The sequence below is a fragment of the Neptunomonas sp. CHC150 genome (assembly GCF_030397555.1).
Classification (GTDB): domain Bacteria; phylum Pseudomonadota; class Gammaproteobacteria; order Pseudomonadales; family Balneatricaceae; genus Neptunomonas; species Neptunomonas phycophila.
In genome coordinates this window covers 135,296-157,545 of record NZ_JAPNXU010000010.1, presented here as the reverse complement: position 1 = coordinate 157,545, position 22,250 = coordinate 135,296, and the positions used below count along the sequence as shown (strand labels likewise).

General features: G+C 45.7%; 22 protein-coding genes. 10 read left to right on the top strand and 12 right to left on the bottom strand.

Features of this window, described 5'->3' with window-relative positions; all coding sequences use genetic code 11:
• The first annotated feature begins 48 nt into the window (after window positions 1-48).
• Both OW491_RS12505 and OW491_RS12500 read left to right on the top strand, forming a co-directional pair.
• Window positions 49-1,491, top strand: coding sequence for a diguanylate cyclase (locus OW491_RS12505; protein ID WP_290036276.1), 1,443 nt, complete (start codon window positions 49-51; stop codon window positions 1,489-1,491).
• Between the two features lie 48 nt (window positions 1,492-1,539).
• Window positions 1,540-2,760: an EAL domain-containing protein gene (locus OW491_RS12500; protein ID WP_178967930.1), complete on the top strand. Its 1,221-nt coding sequence runs from the start codon at window positions 1,540-1,542 to the stop codon at window positions 2,758-2,760.
• 76 nt (window positions 2,761-2,836) lie between these two features.
• Here OW491_RS12500 and OW491_RS12495 read toward each other — a convergent pair whose 3' ends face one another.
• From OW491_RS12495 to OW491_RS12460, 8 genes are all read right to left on the bottom strand, one after another.
• On the bottom strand, window positions 2,837-4,141 hold the full coding sequence (locus OW491_RS12495) for a glycerophosphodiester phosphodiesterase family protein (protein ID WP_290036274.1): 1,305 nt from the start codon (window positions 4,139-4,141) through the stop codon (window positions 2,837-2,839).
• A gap of 104 nt (window positions 4,142-4,245) precedes the next feature.
• Window positions 4,246-4,524 carry a hypothetical protein gene (locus OW491_RS12490; protein ID WP_290036273.1) on the bottom strand — a complete coding sequence of 93 codons (279 nt, stop codon included), beginning with the start codon at window positions 4,522-4,524 and terminating at the stop codon, window positions 4,246-4,248.
• On the bottom strand, window positions 4,517-5,227 hold the full coding sequence (locus tag OW491_RS12485) for a Fic family protein (protein ID WP_075179125.1): 711 nt from the start codon (window positions 5,225-5,227) through the stop codon (window positions 4,517-4,519). Before OW491_RS12485 ends, OW491_RS12490 begins: the two co-directional genes overlap by 8 nt.
• A 109-nt stretch (window positions 5,228-5,336) precedes the next feature.
• Window positions 5,337-6,188: a phosphate ABC transporter ATP-binding protein PstB gene (gene pstB, locus OW491_RS12480; protein ID WP_215150582.1), complete on the bottom strand. Its 852-nt coding sequence runs from the start codon at window positions 6,186-6,188 to the stop codon at window positions 5,337-5,339.
• A 15-nt stretch (window positions 6,189-6,203) separates the two neighbouring features.
• Window positions 6,204-7,094 (bottom strand): phosphate ABC transporter permease PstA, encoded by an 891-nt coding sequence (gene pstA / locus OW491_RS12475; protein WP_075171169.1) that lies wholly within the window; start codon window positions 7,092-7,094, stop codon window positions 6,204-6,206.
• Window positions 7,091-8,068, bottom strand: a complete 978-nt coding sequence (gene pstC / locus OW491_RS12470; RefSeq protein ID WP_075171170.1) for a phosphate ABC transporter permease subunit PstC — start codon at window positions 8,066-8,068, stop codon at window positions 7,091-7,093. Before pstC ends, pstA begins: the two co-directional genes overlap by 4 nt.
• Before the next feature lie 130 nt (window positions 8,069-8,198).
• On the bottom strand, window positions 8,199-9,254 hold the full coding sequence (gene pstS / locus OW491_RS12465) for a phosphate ABC transporter substrate-binding protein PstS (RefSeq protein ID WP_290036268.1): 1,056 nt from the start codon (window positions 9,252-9,254) through the stop codon (window positions 8,199-8,201).
• A gap of 441 nt (window positions 9,255-9,695) precedes the next feature.
• A complete protein-coding gene (locus OW491_RS12460) occupies window positions 9,696-10,373 on the bottom strand; it encodes a haloacid dehalogenase type II (protein WP_290036266.1) in 678 nt (225 codons plus the stop codon).
• 128 nt (window positions 10,374-10,501) lie between these two features.
• Here OW491_RS12460 and OW491_RS12455 point away from each other — a divergent pair, with 128 nt between their 5' ends.
• Both OW491_RS12455 and OW491_RS12450 read left to right on the top strand, forming a co-directional pair.
• Window positions 10,502-11,089, top strand: coding sequence for a TetR/AcrR family transcriptional regulator (locus tag OW491_RS12455; RefSeq protein ID WP_290036265.1), 588 nt, complete (start codon window positions 10,502-10,504; stop codon window positions 11,087-11,089).
• Between the two features lie 234 nt (window positions 11,090-11,323).
• Window positions 11,324-11,878: a carboxymuconolactone decarboxylase family protein gene (locus OW491_RS12450; RefSeq protein ID WP_075171173.1), complete on the top strand. Its 555-nt coding sequence runs from the start codon at window positions 11,324-11,326 to the stop codon at window positions 11,876-11,878.
• 71 nt (window positions 11,879-11,949) lie between these two features.
• Here OW491_RS12450 and OW491_RS12445 read toward each other — a convergent pair whose 3' ends face one another.
• Window positions 11,950-12,855, bottom strand: a complete 906-nt coding sequence (locus OW491_RS12445) for a LysR family transcriptional regulator (RefSeq protein ID WP_290036263.1) — start codon at window positions 12,853-12,855, stop codon at window positions 11,950-11,952.
• 117 nt (window positions 12,856-12,972) lie between these two features.
• On the opposite strand from OW491_RS12445, the gene OW491_RS12440 reads away from it, so the two are divergent.
• The 3 genes from OW491_RS12440 (at window position 12,973) to OW491_RS12430 (ending at window position 16,436) form a co-directional block, all read left to right on the top strand.
• Window positions 12,973-13,704, top strand: a complete 732-nt coding sequence (locus tag OW491_RS12440; RefSeq protein WP_290036262.1) for an SDR family oxidoreductase — start codon at window positions 12,973-12,975, stop codon at window positions 13,702-13,704.
• A 308-nt stretch (window positions 13,705-14,012) separates the two neighbouring features.
• Window positions 14,013-15,599 (top strand): peptide chain release factor 3, encoded by a 1,587-nt coding sequence (locus OW491_RS12435; RefSeq protein ID WP_075171176.1) that lies wholly within the window; start codon window positions 14,013-14,015, stop codon window positions 15,597-15,599.
• Window positions 15,600-15,632: 33 nt separating this feature from the next.
• Window positions 15,633-16,436 (top strand): TatD family hydrolase, encoded by an 804-nt coding sequence (locus tag OW491_RS12430; protein ID WP_290036261.1) that lies wholly within the window; start codon window positions 15,633-15,635, stop codon window positions 16,434-16,436.
• A gap of 46 nt (window positions 16,437-16,482) precedes the next feature.
• Here OW491_RS12430 and OW491_RS12425 read toward each other — a convergent pair whose 3' ends face one another.
• Window positions 16,483-18,399 (bottom strand): beta-ketoacyl synthase, encoded by a 1,917-nt coding sequence (locus OW491_RS12425; RefSeq protein ID WP_290036259.1) that lies wholly within the window; start codon window positions 18,397-18,399, stop codon window positions 16,483-16,485.
• Window positions 18,400-18,697: 298 nt separating this feature from the next.
• Between OW491_RS12425 and OW491_RS12420 the strand changes: the two genes are divergently transcribed.
• Window positions 18,698-19,354 carry an OmpA family protein gene (locus OW491_RS12420; protein WP_075171179.1) on the top strand — a complete coding sequence of 219 codons (657 nt, stop codon included), beginning with the start codon at window positions 18,698-18,700 and terminating at the stop codon, window positions 19,352-19,354.
• 69 nt (window positions 19,355-19,423) lie between these two features.
• On the opposite strand, the gene zapB is transcribed toward OW491_RS12420, so the two are convergent.
• Both zapB and OW491_RS12410 read right to left on the bottom strand, forming a co-directional pair.
• The gene (gene zapB / locus OW491_RS12415) at window positions 19,424-19,612 is read right to left on the bottom strand and encodes a cell division protein ZapB (RefSeq protein WP_075171180.1); all 189 of its coding nucleotides are present in this window, start codon (window positions 19,610-19,612) and stop codon (window positions 19,424-19,426) included.
• A gap of 85 nt (window positions 19,613-19,697) precedes the next feature.
• Window positions 19,698-20,969: a flagellar assembly protein T N-terminal domain-containing protein gene (locus tag OW491_RS12410; RefSeq protein ID WP_290036256.1), complete on the bottom strand. Its 1,272-nt coding sequence runs from the start codon at window positions 20,967-20,969 to the stop codon at window positions 19,698-19,700.
• A 127-nt stretch (window positions 20,970-21,096) separates the two neighbouring features.
• Here OW491_RS12410 and OW491_RS12405 point away from each other — a divergent pair, with 127 nt between their 5' ends.
• Window positions 21,097-21,786, top strand: coding sequence for a FlgO family outer membrane protein (locus OW491_RS12405; RefSeq protein WP_075173389.1), 690 nt, complete (start codon window positions 21,097-21,099; stop codon window positions 21,784-21,786).
• Window positions 21,783-22,244 (top strand): LPP20 family lipoprotein, encoded by a 462-nt coding sequence (locus OW491_RS12400; protein ID WP_075171181.1) that lies wholly within the window; start codon window positions 21,783-21,785, stop codon window positions 22,242-22,244. Before OW491_RS12405 ends, OW491_RS12400 begins: the two co-directional genes overlap by 4 nt.
• Window positions 22,245-22,250 lie beyond the last annotated feature (6 nt).

Below are 22,250 nucleotides of genomic sequence, written 5' to 3'. Positions count from 1 at the left end.
CTGATCGTTATAAGGTTGTAAAGCAAGAAGTTAATTATAATGGCGACGATGGATCGGCAGCTAATCAAACGTAACGCAGGAAAGCCAACGGCTTTGCTCTTTGCAATTACCTTGTTTATTTTTCTGGATTGCTCCATTCTGGCTATCAATGTGTGGCTAACGCAGCATGTTGAACAGAATGCATTGGCGATTAATGTGGCGGGTCGCCAGCGCATGTTATCCCAGCAAATGGCTAAAACACTATTAGAGATTAAAGCCAATCAGTACGAAACACCTTCATTAGAAACTCGGCAAGAGCTTTATAACGCTAGGCATCTTTTTTCTACGACATTGGATGGCTTTCTGAATGGCGGTTATGTCATTGACGGCAGTGGAATAGTCAAACCGTTTTCACGCACCCTTGATCCGGAGGCTTCTGAGGTCATCCAGAAAGCGATGAGTTTATTCCTTCCTCTCTCTTCGTCGATTAACCAACTTCAGGCGGCTCCTTCTCCATCAACAATTGGTGAGGCAGCCCGAGTGGCTGTTGAAGTAAACAGGCCTTTACTGGCGGCAATGAATCAATTAACAAGCCGTATGGAGATACTGTCTCAGCAAAAAACACAGCTGATTAGGCGAGTTCAAGGTGCTGCTTTTGCGCTAGCACTGATTAATTTTTTTGTTATTGTGCGTATGTTCTTTCAGCGTGCTAAGCAGTCTAGCAGGCAGTTGAGTAGCTTTCTTGCGCTTCTAGATAATGCTTCTTCTGCCATGATTGTTATTGATAGCCGAAAAAGAGTGGTAATGGCTAATCGGATGAGCCAAGAGTTATTTGGGTATCCTGCTCATTTGTTCATGTCTATCGGCGTTGAAAACTTGATTCGTAAAACGAATGGCGAAACGATGGGGAGCCGCCGAAACGGCGATACTTTTCGTATCGATTTAACAACACGTCCATTTAAATTTGAGGATGAGTCACTAACAATTATTACGGTGACAGACATCAGTAAGCATGCGGAAGAACAGCAACGCTTAGCACATTTAGCTAACCATGATCCGCTGACTGGATTAGTTAATCGACGTGCTTTCTTTGATCGTTTAGAGTTAGAGGTATTGCGTACGCGCCGAACGGGTCAGTTATTGGGTGTTTTTTTCTTAGATTTAAATAAGTTCAAGAGCGTGAATGACACTCTGGGCCACACGTCAGGGGATGAGCTATTAAAAACAGTGGCTGACCGATTACTGCATGTTGTTAGGGAAGTCGACACGGTTGCCCGCTTTGCGGGAGATGAGTTTGTGGTGATGGTAACTGACGTTAATCATCAGCATGAATTATTGAAAATACGCGATAAGATACGCTCAATATTTAGCTATTCATTTAAAATCAAGGGGGTAGAAGAGCGCATTGGGTGCAGTTTAGGTATGGCCATTTATCCCGTCGAAGGTTTAAGTGCCACAGAGCTGATTGAGATCGCCGACCAGAAAATGTACCAGGATAAACAAGCGAGTTAATGAGGTATACTGGAGTTAATTGAGTCTATTACGTATTAGGAATTGACCATGGCATCGCAACGTTTCCCTTTTTATCAGCCAATTATTGAAACAGCTACCGGGCGCATAGCCGGTTACGAAGCATTGGCTCGGACAACAGAGCCAGGCGGCAAAATAGTGTCTGCTGGAGATAGTTTTACTGATCAGTTGGTGCCTATTCTTGAGCGTATTGAATGGGACCGGAGTATACGCCGACAAACAATGGAGCAGTTACATCTGCTACCGCCTAACACCTTCATTAGTATTAATATTTCTCCTGAATGGATACAGCATTTAGATACTCTGGATGCATTGCCGACTCTTGAAATGGTTGAAGAAGCAGGTGTTGATCCTGCACGGGTTATTATAGAAATAACCGAGTCTGAAGGGGACCTTCATTTGTTGGAACAGTTGGTAAACCGCTACCGAGAGTTAGGTATGCAGGTTGCCTTAGATGATTTTGGAAATGGTTATTCTCAGCTAGATCGCATTGCCGTATTAAAGCCTGATTACGTTAAACTGAATATACAGCATTTGCGCGAAGGGGCCGGTGCTGGGCGAGGAGTCTCGCTTGTCCAACAACTCAGTATGATTGCTTCGCGCTTGGGTTGTAAGGTTATGTGTAAAGGGGTTGAAACGGAGGATGACTTCTTTCTGGCGCTAAGCTGCCAAGCCGTGTGTACACAAGGTTTTTTGTTCTCGCCTGCCCAGCAAAACATGTTGGATCCAGAGTCCACCGTTGAGAAAGCTTCTGAACTGCTCAATTACTATCGGGATATGGCGACTGAGCTGGTGGCCAGAAATCATTGGCGGGCAGAAAAAGCCAAAGGTGAGTTGCTAGGCTTACGTGAAGTGTTACGCACAACGCCCAGCGATGAAGAGTTGATTCAATTTGTACCTAGCGAACATTTTTTACGCTTTTATATTTGCGATCTGTCTGGTAATCAGGTGTCGCCTAACTTCGAAAATAGTGATCGGGGATGGATTATTAATGAGGCTCCTAAAGGTTCGAACTGGAGCTGGCGTCCTTATTTCTTTGAGCTGCTAGGGGCTAGTGATTTACACAGCCGAGTTGTTTTTTCGGCACCTTACCAAGACATCCACAGTGGTAAGCAAGCACAAACAGCCGTTATGTTTATTGATGAACAGCGAATTCTGTTGGCGGATATGCTTGATACGCAAAAAGCGAACGAAACACTTTCTGGCTTCAGTGCTATGCCGGCCAGCTGGGTGCCAGGGTTAGAAACCTAACTGTATTTGAGAGTAAAAAAAGCCCAGATATGTTGCTACATGTCTGGGCTTTTTAGTGATGCTCTGGTGCGTGTACTTATTTGTTCATGCAGCTTGCATAATAGGTGACTGTTGCTGGCCAGTCGGAGAAAATTCCGATAACCCCAACGTCTTGCGCAAGCACATCGACTAATGTCATTACATCGCCTTCATTGTTAATGGCGATTGGATTGTTGACTTGAGTATTAGGGTTAATGGTATTCAGCGAGCTGTAGTACCAACCACCACCTTCGGTAAGTTGACCGGAGCGTTCAAGTGACCAGGCAATAATTTTTAAGCCTGCGTCTTTCGCCGCCTTGGCGTATGTTGACGGTACAATGACCGCTTTGCCGTCGCTGTCATTTTCGACATCAACCAGCATCCATAATGGGGGGGCAATGACGGCAACACCTGATTCTACCAACTCCTCCATGGATGGAGACCAGCTATCTGGGTTTCGAAAGTCAAAGCCTTCGATATCATATCGATCATCTAGGTACACCCCTTGTTTAGCAAACTCAGGCTCATTTTTAATCCAGTACTTCACGTCATCTAGATTAAAAGATTGAGGCCAAACGTCAGATGGGTCGACACCTGCGGCTTTGTATTCATCGAGCATTTTTTGCGCGTATGCTTCTTGAGTAAAACCATTAAATGGCATGTCGACGCTGGCAGACTTCAGCTCGGGAGTCATCTTTACGCCTAATGATTTAAAGAGCTCTATACTCTGTGCATGCGTCATCAAGCTTCCTTGGCTACTGTAGCGGTCGGTACGCCAGTTTGGTGTAGCATCTAGATATTCTGCGATTGTTCGTGCATTAGGATTACCTGCGTCCATTTTCCCTTTGAGTGTTTTGAATTCAGCCAAAGTGATGTCACTCGTGCAGCATTGGACATTTGCCGCTTGAGTCATCTTACCGTCGCTACCAAATTGCGCGGGTTGAAACGGCACAGAGCACTTGCTTGCAAGAGGCGTTTCTAGAATGTTGGTGGTGGTGTGAAGGTCGCATTGTGAATGACGGCACACCAGTGCTTGGTCGCTGGTGAACGTGACATCACATTCTATAATTCCTGCTCCCATTCGAGCGGCCGCTTCGTAAGACTCTTTTGTGTGCTCGGGAAACTGCATTGGTGCACCGCGATGTCCAATGGAAAAATCACTCGATTGCATCGGACTATTAGCACAGGACGCCAGTTTATCCTTGAGAGGTCCTTCATCCATATCAGCAACTAAAAAATAAGGGCGTGGCCCTACCTGTACATTAGTTACTTTTTGAGCGGTTTCGTGGTGGGCAGCCAGAGTAGGAATACTCAACAAAGTCGCAATGACCGAGGCGCATAAGGGTAAAATAGTAGCTTTCATAATGATGTCCCTAGGGTTATTTTTAGCCGCAATCGTAATGCCTTTGGATGACGATTTAATGAGACTTGTATTACGTTATATCCTAGATTCAAAGGCTTGTTTTGCTAATGCGTGCTACTTCGGTTTTGCTGCAAAATGAGCTCAAACTTTTCAGGCTCGTGGATGGCAATATTGATGTATTCGTAAATCAGTGCGTACCAAGCAGGCCCACCATGACACTGAAATTTTTCAAGTGCCACCAATAATAGTTTGGAGGCGGCTCTTAACTCTTTATCATCGCCATTCGCATAATGCGATAGCAAGTTTTGATAGAACTGTTCGGTTTTGTCCAATGGCGTTAAGTGGTCATCTGCAAACGAAGTAGCATCGTGTCGCTTATCCATAAAAACGTCCCTTCTTATCCGTTATGTGCGTTGCTTTGGATTTATCCAAAAAATAATGGTGGGCTTTTGACGCTTCTTTTTTTAATAATGAGGCAATAAAACGGTTAAGTTGTGAGCGCTTGATCAGCATGGTGAGGCTGTGCCGTTTTATCTTACTGATAGGCGGCGCTTCGAAGTAGTGCTTTGCATTGTCTGCAGATAAGACAAAGGGAGGGAATCCATTGCGCAGCAATATATAGCTCATCAGCAGTACCCCAGTCCTATGATTGCCTTCTACAAATAGCTGAGGCTGTGCAAGGGTTCGAATATACACAGCAGCGGCTTCCGTAAACGCATCACTAAAGTGAGTTTGCTGGTGATATTCGATAAGGTCTTGAATGCCACCGCTCGACTTTTCATAGAAATATTTTTCACTTGCTTTAAGTTGCTGGGTGTAATGTTGACGATCTTTGCCGTTTGCGGGACCAAATAGGACCGTATTATTGATCTCTAAAATATGTGTTGAATAACCCAATGAAAATAGGTCGATACCTTCGTTAACAAACTGGTCAATTAGCTCATATCCGGCTAATAAGTTGTCGATAACTAGGTCATCCATGGGTGCTATTCGAGCGTCCAGCATGGTAATGATCGAGTAGTATTGTTGCTGGACATTCTCCAGCGTATGTTGAATCTCTACCATGTCTAGTGAAAGGGAGGCCATCCAGTGTATTTCCATGGCTGCGGTATGGGAAAAATCGGCACAGTAACCTAATAACAGTCACTGTACCGATTTGTTATGAAGCTGTTGGTGATTAGCGTGGGCTATAGGCTTAGCTGAATTCACCAGAGACGTATTGCTTGGTTAGCTCTGCTACTGGGTCCTCAAATACTTGGCGAGTCTCACCCATTTCTACGAGGTAGCCTGTGCGCCCGCCTTTAGACAGGTCGACACCAAAAAAGCAGGTTGTGTCAGCTACACGCATAGCTTGTTGCATATTATGTGTCACCATCGCAACCGTATAGCGCTCTTTAAGTTGTAGCATTAGCTCTTCAACTTGTCTTGTGGCGATAGGGTCTAACGCTGAGCAAGGTTCGTCCATTAAAAGCACATCAGGCTCTGTTGCAATCGCACGAGCGATACAAAGACGCTGCTGCTGACCACCGGACAACGATAAGCCGCTATTTTTGAGTTTGTCTTTAACTTCGTTCCATAGTGCGGCACGTTCAAGGGCTTGTTGGACACGTTCGTCTACGTCACCTTTGAAGCGATTTAAACGTAAGCCAAACGCAACGTTATCGTAGATGCTCATTGAAAACGGGTTTGGTTGCTGGAACACCATGCCGATATAACGACGGACAATCACGGGGTCGACCTGTTTTGCATAGATATCTTTGCCGTGGTAGTTGACCTGTCCTTCTAATCGGAAACTGCTAATTAGGTCGTTCATGCGGTTGAGGCTGCGCAATACGGTACTTTTACCACAACCCGAAGGCCCGATGAATCCAGTGATCTTTTTCTTTTCAATCGGAACCGAGCTGCTATTGACGGCTAAGAAATCACCGTAAAAAATTTTGTCGATATTACAGTCGATTACGACCTCACCTTGCGGGACAAAAGCTGACGCACGTTGGTGGTTAGCGGCGACTGATTCTTCTGCTAAACGCATAGCTGTTACGCTCATAATAAAGTCCTTTGGTTAAACCTTAGGTTGGCCGATGAGTCGAGCTAAAATGTTGATCACTAGTACAATCAAAACAAGTGTCAAAGAGGCAGCCCAAGCGAGTTGAATCTGATTATCAAACGGCATCGCGGAGAAGTTATAAATTAAAATAGAAAGAGAAGCCGTTGGCTCCATCACTTCTGATAGGTAGTAGTTACTGAACAAAGCAGTAAAGAGCAGCGGCGCTGACTCACCCGCAGCACCTGCAACAGCTAATAGCACACCGGTAATAATGCCCGGTAAACCGGTTGGTAGTACTACTTTCATAATAACTTGGGTACGCGTACAACCCATGCCAAATGCTGCATCTTTCATGCGTTGTGGAACTTGGCGCATCGCTTCTTCCGCCGCTAAGACGACCGTGGGTAGCATTAGAACGGAGAGGGCAATACCACCGGCTAAAGCGGAATAGCCAAACGTAATGACCAATACACTGTAGGTGAATACGCCTGCCAAAATCGATGGGAAGCCAGTGAGCGTTTTTGATAAAAAGCGCGCCGTGATGGACAATTTACTCGTTGGTCCCAAAATGGACATGTAAACGGCGGCTAACAGACCAATAGGTACACTGATTAAGCTGGCGATGCCAACCATCACAAGTGTTCCCAAGATGGCGTTACCAAAGCCTCCGCCTGTTTCGAATGCGGTAGGTGGCAGTTCAGTAAGTGCTTCCCAGTCCAGCCGCGAGCCACCTTCCATGATGAGCATAAAGATAACCGAGAATAACGGTACACTTGCCACAATTGCCGCAAACCAGGTTAATCCCGTCAATAACCCATTCTTAAGCGCACGGGGCTCAAACATTTCGCGCTCAAGTGTCGGTAAAGTTGGAGCTATGCTGGGCGCTTTTAAATCTACATCTTTCATTTTTTGCCCTCAAACTTACGAACGGTGTATTGCTGGATGGCGAGTCCAATCACGTTAACGATGAAGGTAATGGCTAGTAGAACCATAGCGGCATACATCAGCGCTTCTACTTCGATACCACCGGCTTCTGGGAAGTTTGACGCGAGTAATGAGGCCAGAGTATTCGCCGGAGAGAAAAGCGATAAGCTAATTTGGTTACTGTTGCCAATTAACATCGCCAAGGCCATGGTTTCGCCTAATGCACGGCCAAAACCTAATACCAAGGCGGCTAAAATGCCGGAAGATGCCGTAGGCAACATGACCTTGAGAATAGCTTCCCACTTTGTGGTGCCCATTCCGTAGGCAGCCTCTTTAACTTTGTAAGGAATGCGACGAAAAGAGTCGACGGAAATAGCCGCGACAGTCGGCAAAATCATAATGGCTAAGACCAGTGAAGCAGGTGCTAAGCCAGGTCCACTTAGGTCGGTGCTAAAAAACGGTAAAAAGCCAAAGTGCTCGTGTAACCAATCGGCTATGGGACGTAGCATTGGGATCAGAACATAAATACCCCACAAGCCATAAACCACCGATGGAATTGCCGCTAATAGCTCGACTATTGTTCTGAAAACAACCGCAAAACGGGCGTGAATAAAGTCTTGCGTTAAGAATATGGCAATTGCTACACCGAGTAAGCCACCCATAATTAAAGCAAGGAAGGAGCTATACAATGTGCCCCAAATTTCTGGAAGAACACCAAAGGTTCCGGTGTTAGTGTTCCACTGTGTGCCTGTTACAAAACCAAAGCCGTGTAGTTTAAAGGCTGGAACTGCTTCCCCACCTATTTGCCATAAAATGAAAGCGACTAAAATAACAATTAAAGATGCGCTGGATATGGCGATGCTACGGAACAATCTATCGGCTGTGTAATCGGCGCTTGAAGGGGGTGCTGATATGGGGCTGGCATTAGCCAAATGTGCGAAAGGGTTTTGCGACATTGAGAATACCTCATCCGTCTTACTAATACCTCTGGTACGTTGCGTCGTACCAGAGGTGTTTGTTCACTACGCTTCCAAGCTCGAACAAGAATGGGTAATCCGTTTGGGCTTGTTGTGAGCAGTCGGGTTATTATTGAACCAGTTTTGCCGCTTCACGTACTTTGGCGATAACGTTCTCTGGTAATGGGATATAGCCCAATGCATCAGCGCTTTTTTGGCCTTCTGTTAAGCAGTATTCAATAAGGTCACGTAACACTTTTGCTTTTTCGTCATCTTGGTTTTTGTAAAGCAGTAACCATGTGAAAGAGGCAATTGGGTAGGCTTCATCACCAGCAGGGTCATTGACCCAAGCAATTAGGTTGGGAACATCACTGTTTGGCAGGTTACCAGTAGGGAATTCAGCACTAGCCAATGCAGCAGCACCTGATTCCGAACCCGGAGCGACAAAGTGACCCGCTTTGTTTTCTAGCATGGCGGTTTTGGCGTTGGTGAGCTTAGCGTAGCCGTACTCAATGTAACCGATAGCTCCAGGTGTTTGTTTGATAGTTGCAGTAATGCCATCATTTTTAGGCGCTTTTACAAACTTAGCGCTATTTGGCCATTGTGGAGATTTTGCTTGACCAATCTTGTCTTTAAAGTGACTGTTGATTTCTGATAAGTGGCCTGTAAAAACATAGGTGGTACCAGAAGAGTCTGAGCGCACGACGACTGTAATGGCTTCGTTTGGTAGTTCTACACCAGGGTTGGCTGCTGCGATAGCAGGGTCGTTCCACATAGTGATGTTGCCTGCAAAAATTTCAGGGTAAACATTACGTGGTAGTTTAAGCTCGCCAACGCCTTCCAAGTTATAAGCCAGAACAACTTCACCCGCCGTCATTGGCAGTAGAACAGCACCGTCCTTTACCTGCTCTATTTCTTTATCTTTCATGGCTGCGTCACTAGCGGCAAAGTCGACAGTTCCGTTAATGAAGTCTTGAATACCCGCACCACTACCTTTGGCTTGGTAATCGATACGCACGCCATCGGTTTCTTTACTAAAGTCTTTAAACCACTTTGAATACAGTGGGAATGGGAAGCTCGCGCCCGACCCAATCAATTTGACATCGGCACTGGCTTGGAAAGAAAGCACAACACCTGCTGCACAAATAACAGTGGCAGATTTCTTCAAAAATTTACTGAAACTCACGATCTTCTCCTCATAAAACTGTCTTAGTTACTGGGTATGTGCCAGTGATGTGCGTAGCTTATGATTCAAACATGACAGATTTGTGATAATCCCGATGATCAAATGCAATGCATTTTGTAGGTATTGGGCAGTGCCCGGCCGTAAATTAAAGGTCTTAAAACCTGAACCTTTGAAATAAAAGGAAAAAGAGGAAGGGATACTTTCTGTTTTAAACAAATCAGTAGATCTAGCAGAGGCGGTATTTGTTTAAAAAACTTTGTTTATTTTTAGTCAGCTGGAAACATCGACGCTTGAAATGAGCAAAGCAGGCAGTAAGTGCATTGTACTGGTGGTAGTGACTAGCGATTGGGAGTGCGTAGTTAACCGTCCACAACTGTCTTTAACAGCGAAGTAGTTTTTACCCTTAATAGCTTGCTAAAAAGGGTTTAGGTGAATGGGTATTTATTGTTGTCGATCAAACAGGGCGGTAAGGCCCAATAAATCGGCTATCGTTTCTGTGGGGGCTTGACCCCATGGATCAAAAATAGAGGCTTCGGAGCGACAGACCCATGCTGACTTAAGTCCTGAGGACATTGCACCTAAAACATCAAATGGATTGCTGGAAACCAACCATGTTTCATTCGTTAATGAGTGAGTTTCGTTTGTTAAGTGCTTGTAGACAGCAGGGTTAGGTTTAAACGTTTTGATATCATCACAACTGACCACACCTTCAAAGTATTGCTCAATGTGGGCATGGCTTAGTAATGATTCAACAGCACTGCGTTCGCCATTAGAAAAAGCAAACAGCCGTAACCCTGATCGGCTGAGTTGATCTAAAGCCACCGCTACATCATCAAAGGCAGGCAGTGTTAAGTAACTTTGTAGAAGCGCGTCTTTTTGTTCATGAGTTAATACAACTTTATGTAATGAGCATGCATAGTTAAGTGCATCACGAGTACAGACCGAAAAGGGTTGGTAATCCTGCATCAGTCCGCGGCGAAAGGAGTATTCAAGTTGCTTATTTCGCCATGACAAACTCAGGGCATTTGCATCATCACCTACCCAAGCCTGTAGTTGTGTTAAAACACCTTGTGTATCGATTAAAGTACCGTAAACGTCAAAAGCTAGAGTTGTTTTCATGCTGGCCTCTCGATGAACCTTGATGTCAGTTCTTATATTTGTACAGGTAGCTTATTCAATATAACTAGATTTGAACGACCGCTCAATATAAAATTGCTAGAAAGTTAATACAAGTATACGAGTGTCTGATGAGTAAGACGGCAAAATTTGATCGCCAGCAGGTTATCGATAAAGCGAAAGATCTGTATTGGGAAAAAGGCTTCCATGCGACCTCTATGCGTAATTTACAAGACGTGGTCGATATGCGCCCCGGCAGTATTTATGCCGCTTTTGGTAGTAAGGAAGCACTCTTTAAGGAAGCGTTGGCGCGTTATACCGAGATTGGTTTGGCCAACTTGCAAGACTGTGAACAGCAGGTTGCTTCACCTTTAAGCGGTCTAAAACTCTTTATGAAAAACATAGTCATTGAATCCCAATGCTGTGCTCCAAACGGCATGTGCATGCTGGCTAAAACCGTGGCGGAATTAACGTCTGAGCATCAAGAGTTATTAGATGCGGCTAAAGAGTCTCTTAAGCGTATGGAAGCAGCATTCGCGGCCGTACTGACCCGCGCTAAAGCAGCAGGTGAATTGGCACCGGATAAAGACCCACAAGAACTAGCGCGCTGTATTCAAGTACAGATAGCAGGGCTTAGGACCTATGCCAAAATTCATCAGAGTGAAGCGCCTCTTGAGCACATGATCGAAGATATCTTTTCACACTACCCATTCCATTAATCAAATAGCCTATTTGGTCCTCGGCGAGCAATCACTCTGGCTGTTTGTCGAGTAAGTCTCAAAAAATCCCCTGTTTTCAATGTGGCCGTGGTTGAAAAAAGATCGCGTCAATATATATTTGATCGATCGTTCAAATATATATTGAACGATCGTTCATTTTGATTTATAGTCTCATCACTTCGTTGGGATAACGTGATTTCTCAATGTAATATGTACACGAACAGGAGATTTGTAATGAGTAAGTTCACTATCCATACGCTCGAATCAGCGCCAGAAGACAGTAAAGAGTTTGTAGAAAAATCGTTTAAAGCTAACGGTCGAGTGCCCGGTTTGCATGGAGTTATGGCCGAATCACCTAGCTTGCTAGAAGCTTATCAAGTAGTCCATAAGTTGTTTATGGATTCGTCGTTTGATGCAGAGGAGCTCACGGTCGTGTGGCAGACTATTAATGTTGAGCATGAGTGCACGTATTGTGTTCCTGCGCACACCGGTATAGCCAACATGATGAAGGTGGATCCTGCGCTAACCGAAGCATTGCGTAACCGTGAACCGATGCCAACACCAAAACTGCAGGCGCTTCATGACACCACGTTAGCTTTGACGCGCAACCGTGGTCATTTAAGTGAAGAAGAAATTCAGAACTTCTACGATGCAGGTTACGGCAACCGCCAAATTTTAGAGATCATTTTGGGGTTATCTCAAAAAGTAATGAGTAACTACACCAACCACTTAGCTGAAACACCCGTTGATAAGGTGTTCGAAAAGTTTGCTTGGTCACCTAAAGGGTAATAAGCAGCCACTAGCAACTGTAGGTGCCCCATATTGTGTTAGGGTACCTGCGGTTTTGTTGGTGGTCGGTTTTAGCCAAGCTTTGATGGATGACTCATATCGAAAGCGACGTCTAACCACTCTATAAAAACTTTAACTCTAGGTGAATATTTTCTGTTTCGCGGATACAGAATGGATACTGGAGAGGGGGTTGGAGGGGTTGAATCTAATATGCTGGTTAAAGCGCCTGATGCTAGATCCTTTTTAATGTGATAACGCGGAACTTGGATTATCCCTAGCCCTTCTTTTGCGGCAGCTACGAGTGTTTCGGCTGCGTTGACTACTATCGAAACTTTAGGGGAAACGTTGTGAACTTTGCCATCTATGACAAACTCTAGAGGTAAAGGCATGCTGCTTCCTGTGGCTCTAAAGCCTATCATTCGATGTTTTCTCAAGTCCTCCACATTTGTTGGGGTACCAAATTTTGCTAAATATTCAGGCGAAGCGACGGTTACCTCATCTAAAAGGGTGATTTTTTTTGACACGAGGTCTTCTGCTTTTACGTTCCCAACTCGAATGGCGCAATCTATTCCTTCACGAATCACATCAGAAATTCTGTCTCCTTCGCTCATATACAGTTCGATGTCGGGGTATTCAGATAAAAATTGGGGTAGCTTAGATATGAGAAAATGGCGAGCTAGCGTTCCATGAACATCGACTCGTAAGGTGCCTTTGGGTTTGACGGCCGAAAAAGCAGTTTCGGTATCTTCTACTTCTTGAATTATTGATAAACACCGTTGGTAGAATGCTTCGCCATCTACTGTTGGAGTGACTTGTCTTGTTGTTCGCTCAAGCAGCATAACTCCGATTCTTTGTTCGAGCCTCTTTACCGCATCTGTCACCGTTGAGCGGGCTAGATTCAAGTCCTCGGCTGCCTGCGTAAAACTTTGCCTTTCCAGTACTCTAGTGAATATGCGCATAGCGTCGATTCTGTCCATGATTGTTCTCAAAATTCGGATAGTGTTGTCGAATATTGGATGATTATTCGGTATTAAAAAAGTGTTACTTTTAATGCGATGTTTTTCAAGAGTGATAATTGAGGAGGAAACATGTCAATGTCTAATAAAGTAGCGTTAGTCACTGGTGCATCGCGCGGAATCGGCGCAAGCATCGCTAAACGCCTAGCGAAAGATGGTTTTGCGGTAGTAGTGAATTATGCGGGCAGAGAAGATGCCGCAAAGGAAGTCGTTAACCACATTACTCAATCAGGCGGTATAGCCTTACCTTATCAAGCCGATGTGTCAGATGCAGTGTTGGTGCAAGCGATGTTTGATCATGTCGAGTCCACATTAGGTAAAGTCGATGTGTTGGTGAATAATGCCGGGGTAATGGAGCTTAAGCCACTTGCTAAAGCTGATATTCAACACGTAGACAAACAAATAGATATTAATCTCAAGGGGACAATCAACACCATGCGTGAGGCCTCAACAAGGCTTAACAAGGGTGGAAGAGTGATTAACTTTTCGAGCAGTGTTGTCGGCCTCAAACTTGAAAACTACGGTGTTTATGCGGCAACGAAAGCAGCGGTTGAAACACTAACGGCCATTATGGCGAAGGAGATGCGTGGTAAAAACATCACAGTCAATGCTGTTGCGCCCGGGCCTACGGCTACAGAGCTATTCTTAAAAGGTAAGCCTGATGAACTCGTTGAACGTATGGCGAAAATGAGCCCGCTTGAACGGATTGGAACGCCAGATGATATTGCGTCAGTCGTCTCTTTTTTGGCGAATCCAGATAGCGGCTGGGTCAATGGACAAGTGTTGCGGGCCAATGGCGGGGTCATTTAAGGAGAGCTACGCGTAAGCCATTTGAGTTACAACCCTAAAATGGGTTTGGGCAACTTACTTCTGTGGCGTGGATAAATTCGAGATAGGGCCGTAAGTTAGCTTATCAACAGTGAGTGAAGAATCCGTTTCGAACGGGCTGAAGGCAGAGCAAATGATAGCTGATTATTAACCATTGATTGTGTATAAACGCTAGATCAGCGAAAATAGCCGCCAATTATGATTAACAGGCAGATTTGTGCTGTGAGTGGCCAAACAGCTTATCCTCGATAGTGTTACAAATCCGCGTTTAACGAGAAGATACTAAATCCATGTCAAACTCCCAAGTCCAGCGCGAAGTGGCGAAGCGCCGCACGTTTGCGATTATTTCTCACCCCGATGCGGGTAAAACGACGATTACTGAAAAGCTCTTGTTGCTGGGCAACTTGATTCAAAAAGCCGGCACAGTTAAAGGTAAAAAAAGTGATCGTCATGCAACGTCAGACTGGATGACGATGGAGCAAGACCGGGGGATATCCATAACGTCTTCGGTTATGCAGTTTCATTGGAATGAGCGTGTAGTAAATCTGTTGGACACACCGGGACACGAAGATTTCTCGGAAGATACTTACCGTACGTTAACCGCTGTAGACTCAGCGTTGATGGTGGTGGATGGTGCGAAAGGTGTCGAGGAACGCACAATTAAGCTGATGGACGTATGTCGTTTGCGCGATACACCTATTTTCTCATTTGTGAACAAAATGGACCGTGATATCCGCGATCCAATTGACCTGTTCGATGAGATTGAAGAAGTGTTGAAAATCGAGGCCGCGCCTATTAACTGGCCTATTGGGATGAGCACCTTCTTCAAAGGGGTTTATAACCTCTACACGGATACTATCCATGTGTATAAGGCGGGCCAGAACGCTGTCGTTCCTGAAGATGTACGTATTCAGGGGTTAGATTCGGATGAGGCGCGTGCTTTGCTCGGCGATAGCTATGAAGATTTTGTTGAAGAAATAGAGCTAGTTAAAGGCGCTACTCACGAGTTTGATGTCGATGCATTTTTGGCAGGAAAACAAACGCCCGTGTTCTTTGGTACGGCCTTAGGCAACTTTGGTGTACGTGAAATGCTGGACGACTTTGTTAAGTGGGCACCGGCGCCTATCGCCCGTGCCACGGTAACACGTGAAGTAGAGGCTGATGAAGAGAAGTTCTCGGGCTTTATTTTTAAAATCCAAGCCAACATGGACCCAAAACACCGTGACCGTATTGCTTTCATGCGTGTGTGCTCAGGCAAATACAGCCGCGGTATGAAAATGAAGCATACCCGTGTGGGGAAAGAGGTGAAGATCGCTGACGCGGTTACCTTCCTTGCAGGCGATCGTGAAAACGTCGAAGAGGCTTGGTCTGGCGATATTATCGGTTTGCATAACCACGGTACTATCCAGATTGGTGATACGTTCACTGAGGGCGAAGATCTTAAATTTACGGGTATTCCGCACTTTGCGCCGGAAATGTTCCGTCGTGTGCGCCCTAAAGATCCCCTGAAGATGAAGCAATTGCAAAAAGGTTTACAGCAATTGTCGGAAGAGGGCGCTGTACAGTTATTTCAGCCGCTTAAGAACAATGATTTGGTCTTAGGGGCGGTTGGTCAGTTGCAGTTTGAAGTGGTTATGTTCCGTTTGCAGGATGAGTATAAGGTTGACTGTATGTACGAGCCTGTATCTGTTCAAACGGCCCGCTGGGTTGAGTGTGACGATAACCGTATGATTGAAGACTTCCGTAAAAAAGGTTACGAGAACTTATCGGTTGATGGGGGCGGTTTGCTGACATATCTAGCGCCAACCCGTGTAAATTTAAGTCTGACGCAAGAGCGTTGGCCTGATATTCAATTCCGCGCTACGCGTGAGCACTAATTTCTAAGCTTATATACGCTTAAGGAGGTCTAAATGGCAGTAGGCATGCTAATCGATAGCCACTGTCATTTAGACTTTTCCGATTTTGATGCTGATCGAGACTTAATCGTCAACGAGTGTGCAGCCTTAGGTATCCATCATTTCATCATACCTGGCACAACAGCCGCACGGTTTGAATCTCTTATTTCCCTCGCTCGCCAAACAACTACCTTCTCGTTCGCTTTAGGGCTGCATCCGTATTTTATGGATGAGCATGAACCGGCGCATCTTGATCAATTAGAAGCCTTGCTTGTGACGCAAAACGTGTGTGCTGTGGGAGAAATTGGGCTGGACTTTTACCTTCCTGAGACGAATAAAGCCGCGCAAGTTGATCTTTTTTTGGCTCAATTATCGCTTGCTTGCCAGTATCAATTGCCGGTTATTCTTCATGTGCGTAAGGCGCATGAAGAAATGACAAAGCTGCTGCGTGATTATCGGTTTAGTTGTGGCGGTATTGTTCATGCCTTTACCGGCAGTGTGCAGCAGGCCGAACGCTATATTGAACTAGGCTTTTGTTTGGGGTTAGGAGGCAGCATAACTTACCCGCGTGCCAATAAAGTGCGCAAAATGGCAGCGGCGCTTCCTGATACCTGTATCGTGCTGGAGACAGACTCTCCTGATATGCCTTTGTCGGGCTATCAAGGTCAACGTAATACCCCGGCTCAGCTAGTTAAGGTGGCGCAGCAACTAGCACAGCTCAGGGGACAGTCAGTCGATGATATAGCGCGTTTTACCACGGCTAATGTGGAGCGTACCTTGGGTATCAACGCAATAAAAAAGCTCCCTAAGGAGCTTTAACTAACACGCGTACCGCCTAAAATGCGCCTGGGGTCTAAACCAGGCTCTATTTTTTGTCGGTGAAGTCCCCAAATGGGTTATCCAGCGTTAAGTCTATGGCACGCGCATAGCCCGGTAGCTTAATTTGAGTGGCGCTGATGTCGAGATCATAGCCCGTCAGTACATTATTATCGTAAAGATAGATGGGGCGTGATTCACCGCGCATGGCTGCTAGGTCGTACTCGCTTGCTCGTTCGCGCGTTTTCTCACGTTTTGTTTTCCACTGAGCTATGGTCTCGCTGTCATACTTGTTAGCTAACCATTGTTCTGCAATGTGTGGGGCAATAACCGGAGCGCTGGCATTATTACCGCCAAAGCCTTTGGAGTTTAAAATGACACTATCCATGCCTTCTTTGCCAACGTAAGTGTGCTCGGTTAACAAGGCTAAGTTACTTTGATAGACATCATCGGCAATTGCTGTAGTGGTTGTTATGCCGGGAATGTACCCATAAGACCAGGTGCCCAGTGATAACGTAAGCTGGTCACCGCCAGCTGTACCTTGCGAGTGTCCTAAGAAGCACTTAATAGCAGTGACCGGCCACTTATTAATACCAAACGCTTTAGCGGTTTCGTTTATAACATGTGATTCTGTCACCCGGTTCTGAGGGGTGCTAGTTCCATGTGCTTGCACATAAGAACGCTGTTGGAGAGACTCTTCGCCTAGCAATGTTTTAATGAGAGAGGCCGCCTTTCCTAAGGTGACATAGTTGCCTATACCTGGCGCTGAAATCGATTTTTTGTGGCCATCGGCGTTCACAAAAACATCGGGTACAACGCCATAGATGTCAGCGCCGAGTTCGATTGCAAGGTCATCGCTCATTAGCATAATAAATTGGCTGGACTCGCCAATGGTAAAGCCGCAGTTGTTAGCAAAAGGACGACAAGCTTTTCGGTAATCGGCATCGCTAAGTTGGTCTAGGTGGTCAAGCGCTAGTAGGTCTTTATCTTCTGCCAGTGCGCCCATTGCTCTGAAGCCTTCAATGACTTCTGGAATCACTGGAGCATCGCTTCCGCCCACTAGAACCACTTTACGCTTACCGCTACGGATATCTTCTACAGCGTTGCGTAGATTGTACAGGAAAGTCGCACAGGCACCGAGAGCGCCACCGGTTGAGCCTACGTTGCCTAGCATGTACGCATTAACAAAGTCCGCTGGCATTTGGGCATAACCTAATGGCATCTGCTTGGACGATGTACGCTTACCTAAGGCGGGATACTTGGTTAAGCCTCCAAAGCCTAGATCATCTAACTGACCAATCGAGTTGCTTGCATAAACCGCCACTTGATCCGGAGCGACATGTCGCATTACCTCGTCAAAATGAATGCCGGTCGACATTAAAGCGTCAGAGGCGGAGAAGACTGTCATTTGCAAGTTGCGAGGGTGGTTGCGCGATTGATACAGAGCATCGGGCTTAAAACCACTGGGAAGTTGGCCAGCTGATTGAACCTGTGCCGTTTTGACGTCAGGTAAAATAGCTTCAATATCCCCGACAACAGCGACGCTGACCTCAGTAGCGTTCAACTGGCTCAATGTCCAGTTAGGAGGAATATGTTGAGGCAATTGGCGTTTTTTGAGTACAAAGTGAATTTCGCCATCGTTTTTGAGTGTCGCGGCTTTATTAAACATCACTTGATCTACATTGAAGCTTGCCGGCTCTATTCGGCGAATCAGCGTGTGGTCCAATATTTGTTGTAATAAAGTATCTAATAAAGTCTCAAGCGGCTGAACGTCACCGTCAGCGTTGGTGTAGCTTCCGGATTCGTAGTGGGCCAAACCCATAAGTGTGGCAAGGCTGAGTAGCGTTTCTTGTTTGCTCTTCGCGTCTAGGTGATCAAGAATCAGACGGCGGTAGGCATGATGAAATGAGCTACGACCAGCGGGGTTTACACCACCGAAACCGACGATGAGGGGTAAATGTGACAAAGAAAAGTCCTCGGCTGAGTCTTATACATAACTAATAGTTAACAATAGACCGCATATTGTATCGGCACATAGTAAAGCTGACCAGAGAATAGCAGTGTTTCCCTGAACCTTAATTGATATTTTAGTGTCAAAAGCGTCACTTATTTAATACGTGATGAATAAAAATACTCCTGATAGACTTATTCTAGGTATTTAAGGTTGCCCCTTTTTTGGAATATGCTGAACTCAATTGAGTCAGCGAGCCTTAACCGCTGTTTGTCATGAATACACGTTGATAAAAATACTGATCGGAGGTTTCATGAAAAAAATTGCATTTGCTTTAGCTGCTGCCACATTGGTCACGGGCTGTACGACGCTAGATCCATATACGCGTGAAGAGAAAACGAGTAATGCTACCAAAGGCGCAGGAATAGGCGCTGTTGCCGGGGCTGTACTGGGTGCGGCGGTATCAAGTAAAAAAGACCGTGGTAAAGGTGCCGTGATTGGCGCACTGGTAGGCGGCAGTACGGGTGGCGGTATTGGCTACTACATGGATCAGCAAGAAATGCAGTTACGCCAAGAGCTAGACGGCACCGGTGTGGGTGTTGAGCGTGTAGGTGATGAGATTCGACTAATCATGCCGGGTCATATCACGTTTGCGACTAACTCCTTTGCATTAGCGAGTGATTTTCAACCTGTTTTAAATTCTGTAATTAAAGTGTTACAGAAGTTTAATGAAACCGCGTTGAGTGTAGATGGCTTTACCGATAGCTCTGGATCTTTTGAATATAACCAAACATTGTCTGAAAAGCGTGCAGCGAGCGTAGCTAATTATTTAGCCGGTGGTGGTATTAAAGCAACGAGAATTAGCACACATGGTTATGGCGAGCGATATCCGGTGGCGGATAATGCAACGGAAGCGGGTAGAGCGATGAACCGTCGTGTAGAAATTAATATCCGTGGTGCTCAGGGGTAGAATGTACAAGCGGTTATTAACGTGAGAGTTAATAACCGCTATCTTGAAAACCGTTCAGGCGTCAGATTTTTACTCGGCGGCGTCTAGAACGTCAAACTTCTTAAGCAGGCGTTGCAGGTTTTCCTGTGTGCCTTGTTTTTCTGTTTCTAACGACTCTTTAGCTTCGCGCAGTTCTGTGACTTCCATGCGCAGCAATTCCACTTCTTCGATTAGATTTTCGATTTTATTTTCTAACTGATTAAACAGCTCGTGTTGCATGGTAATTCCTTGGCCCGCAGGCAATAGCGATGACAATAAAAAATGTAGGCGATGATTATAGAGCCACAGAAGCCGAAGTAAACCGCTACCAGAACATCACGATGTCTTGAGGCTGGATATTATGCTCTGAAACAGAGCCGTCTATGCGACCTCGGGCTGATGTTGGCTGAATATCATCAAGCGTGAGAGTCAAATTTGTGTTGATAAGTTCAGTGGTTGACTGCCCAGTTTGGTTAAAAAACATATTCTTACGGTAAACAGTAAGCTTGTCTCCTCGGCTTAAACCGCTGTTCAAACCTGAGTTAATCCAGACTTGGTTGTTGTCAACCTGAGTGATACGGGAAGAAAAGGGCAAACAGCGTAAGGATTGCACAAGATCTCGGCTTATCTCATCTAGTAGAGCGTTTATTTTCTGGCCGTAGTCGGTGTCGTTAAACGCTGGCGTTGCAAAGCCAATGCGCTTGCTTGAGTCTAAAGGCCATTTCCCGGCTGTTGCATAATGTTGTTGTTCGAGTAATGAGCCACTAAAGCCGTCGTGGATGAACAGGTCGATACTAAAGTGTCGTAGGTGCTTATCGCTTTTGTAGTCGAGCTTGTTGTAGGTATCCTTCAGCCAGTTGCTTTCTGTCATGACGGAAGGGTCATTCATTGACAGGTCTCGGATCACGCCAGAAACGATGTATTGAGTGTCGAGCTGTTGTGCATTGCTCATTAGCGTTGTGAGAACGCCGTTATCCAGTTGCTGTGTTGAGGCGGTGTTTAGATTGCTAAATAGCTGTAACTGGCTCGCGTTTAATGGGTAAACACTGCTTTCTTGTCGTAACCGGTTAGCCAATGCTGTGCTAAGGCCGGATGAAATGCCGGATAGTTGCCCTAAGTTTGCTTGATTGGGGTGCGCCAGAGGGAAGGCCGCAAACGCGACACTTTTTCTAAAGCTATTACCGCTACTGCCATTTAGGCAAGCAGTATCGGTATCTACTTCGGCTTTGATACGAACGAATAAGGTATTGCCGCGTAACTTTTCATCGATGATCTCTATGTTTCTTAGAGTACTTAGCGTAGAAATACGCATGTTGTCGATTTCTAAAATCCCATTCTCTAACTGCTGTGTGGTACTAATATAGGCAGAAGCTTGGAGGGAGGCTTGTTGTTTTGCATCGCTCATGGCTATCTCGCGTGCTTGGCTTATGTTGCCGTCAATTACTAGCCCTTGGCCTACCGCCTCAACCATTGTTTTCTGGGGCGAGCTTGGGTGTGCCATTGTGTCTTGGGCGACGCTGTGGGTGGAGAATAACGTGCATGAAAAAGCAAAGAGCGACATTGTAAACGTAAAAAAAGCGGTAAAAGATCTCAACATGAGGCTGTCCTGACCGATATATAGTGTGAAACTGTATGTATTTATGTTTCGGCTTGTAAATGAAGTTACATTAATAGCATATAACGAAGTGCGCTACCTTATTGAAATTAAACCTGTAGGTGCTGGTATGAGTAAATACCTTTATATTATTTGTGCGTTACTACTATCCGGCTGTAGCTCCCGACAGCCAGTGGACGTGTCTGTTACTCATATAAGCCCACAAGCGAGTCAGGCTATTGTAGATCAAGTTTCACGTAACCAATCGCTAACGACGCCCTCGGATTATGCGGTGGTCGATGAGGCGTACCAAGGCAGCGATCCAGTCAGCGAAGCTGTGGGACAGATGGCTCAGCAATTGGTGCATGGTTTAACCTTAAACCGGGTAAAACGTTTTCCTATTGCGGTGTTACCTTTTTCATCGTTACGCCGCAGTGTTGCCGATGATCTAATGGGTGAGCGTTTATCTGAAAACTTTATCTTTCCTATGCAGCAGCGTGGTTATAATCTAGTCGACTACCGCGCTGTGAGCTTGGCCACTACCGCTAAGTCTCCTGTGTCCAAGCAGAACATGTCGGCGTTGCGCGATCGCTATAAAATTTATTTTGTGTTGACTGGTACTTATGCCAAATATGCGGATGGTGTGGTTATTAATGCACGGATTCTAGATACAACCACTCGTCAGGTTTTGGCTTCGGCGCAAACGCATATCCCTAACGGCCGCCTAGAAGGGGCGTTGCCGGGCTTTGATCCTGTGCGTGCAATAGCGAATGGTTATATTATAGAGAACGGGTCAGGTCCAATGAGGTTGAACGAATGAGCAAGTATGGACTGTTATGTGTCGTGTTTTTAGCCTTTGGTTTGAGCGGCTGTGACACGATTAAAGTGACGGCAAAACAGGTGGTTGATGAGCTGCCTCAAGCTCATTTTGTTGATGCAGGGCCTCCTCTGAAGCCTCATTATGTGCAAGCAACAGGCTACGCGCCCATCAGTCTTCAGCCAGGCGCTACGCGTCAGCAGAAAGTGGTTGTTGCTATGCGAGCTTCTAAATTGCGAGCGTACCAAGAATTGGTTGGTGTTGTGCATGGGCAGTATGTCTTTGGGACAACAACAGTGCAGGATATGGTGATTCAGAATGATTCATTCAAGACGGCAGTGGCGGGTATTGTTCGTGGAGCGCGTGTCATTAAAAGCTATCCGATCCAAGACGATACTTATGCAACCACGCTTGAAGTGGATATGAACCAGCTGCAGCAAGCGTGGGTGTCTTCCCAATAAACAGTG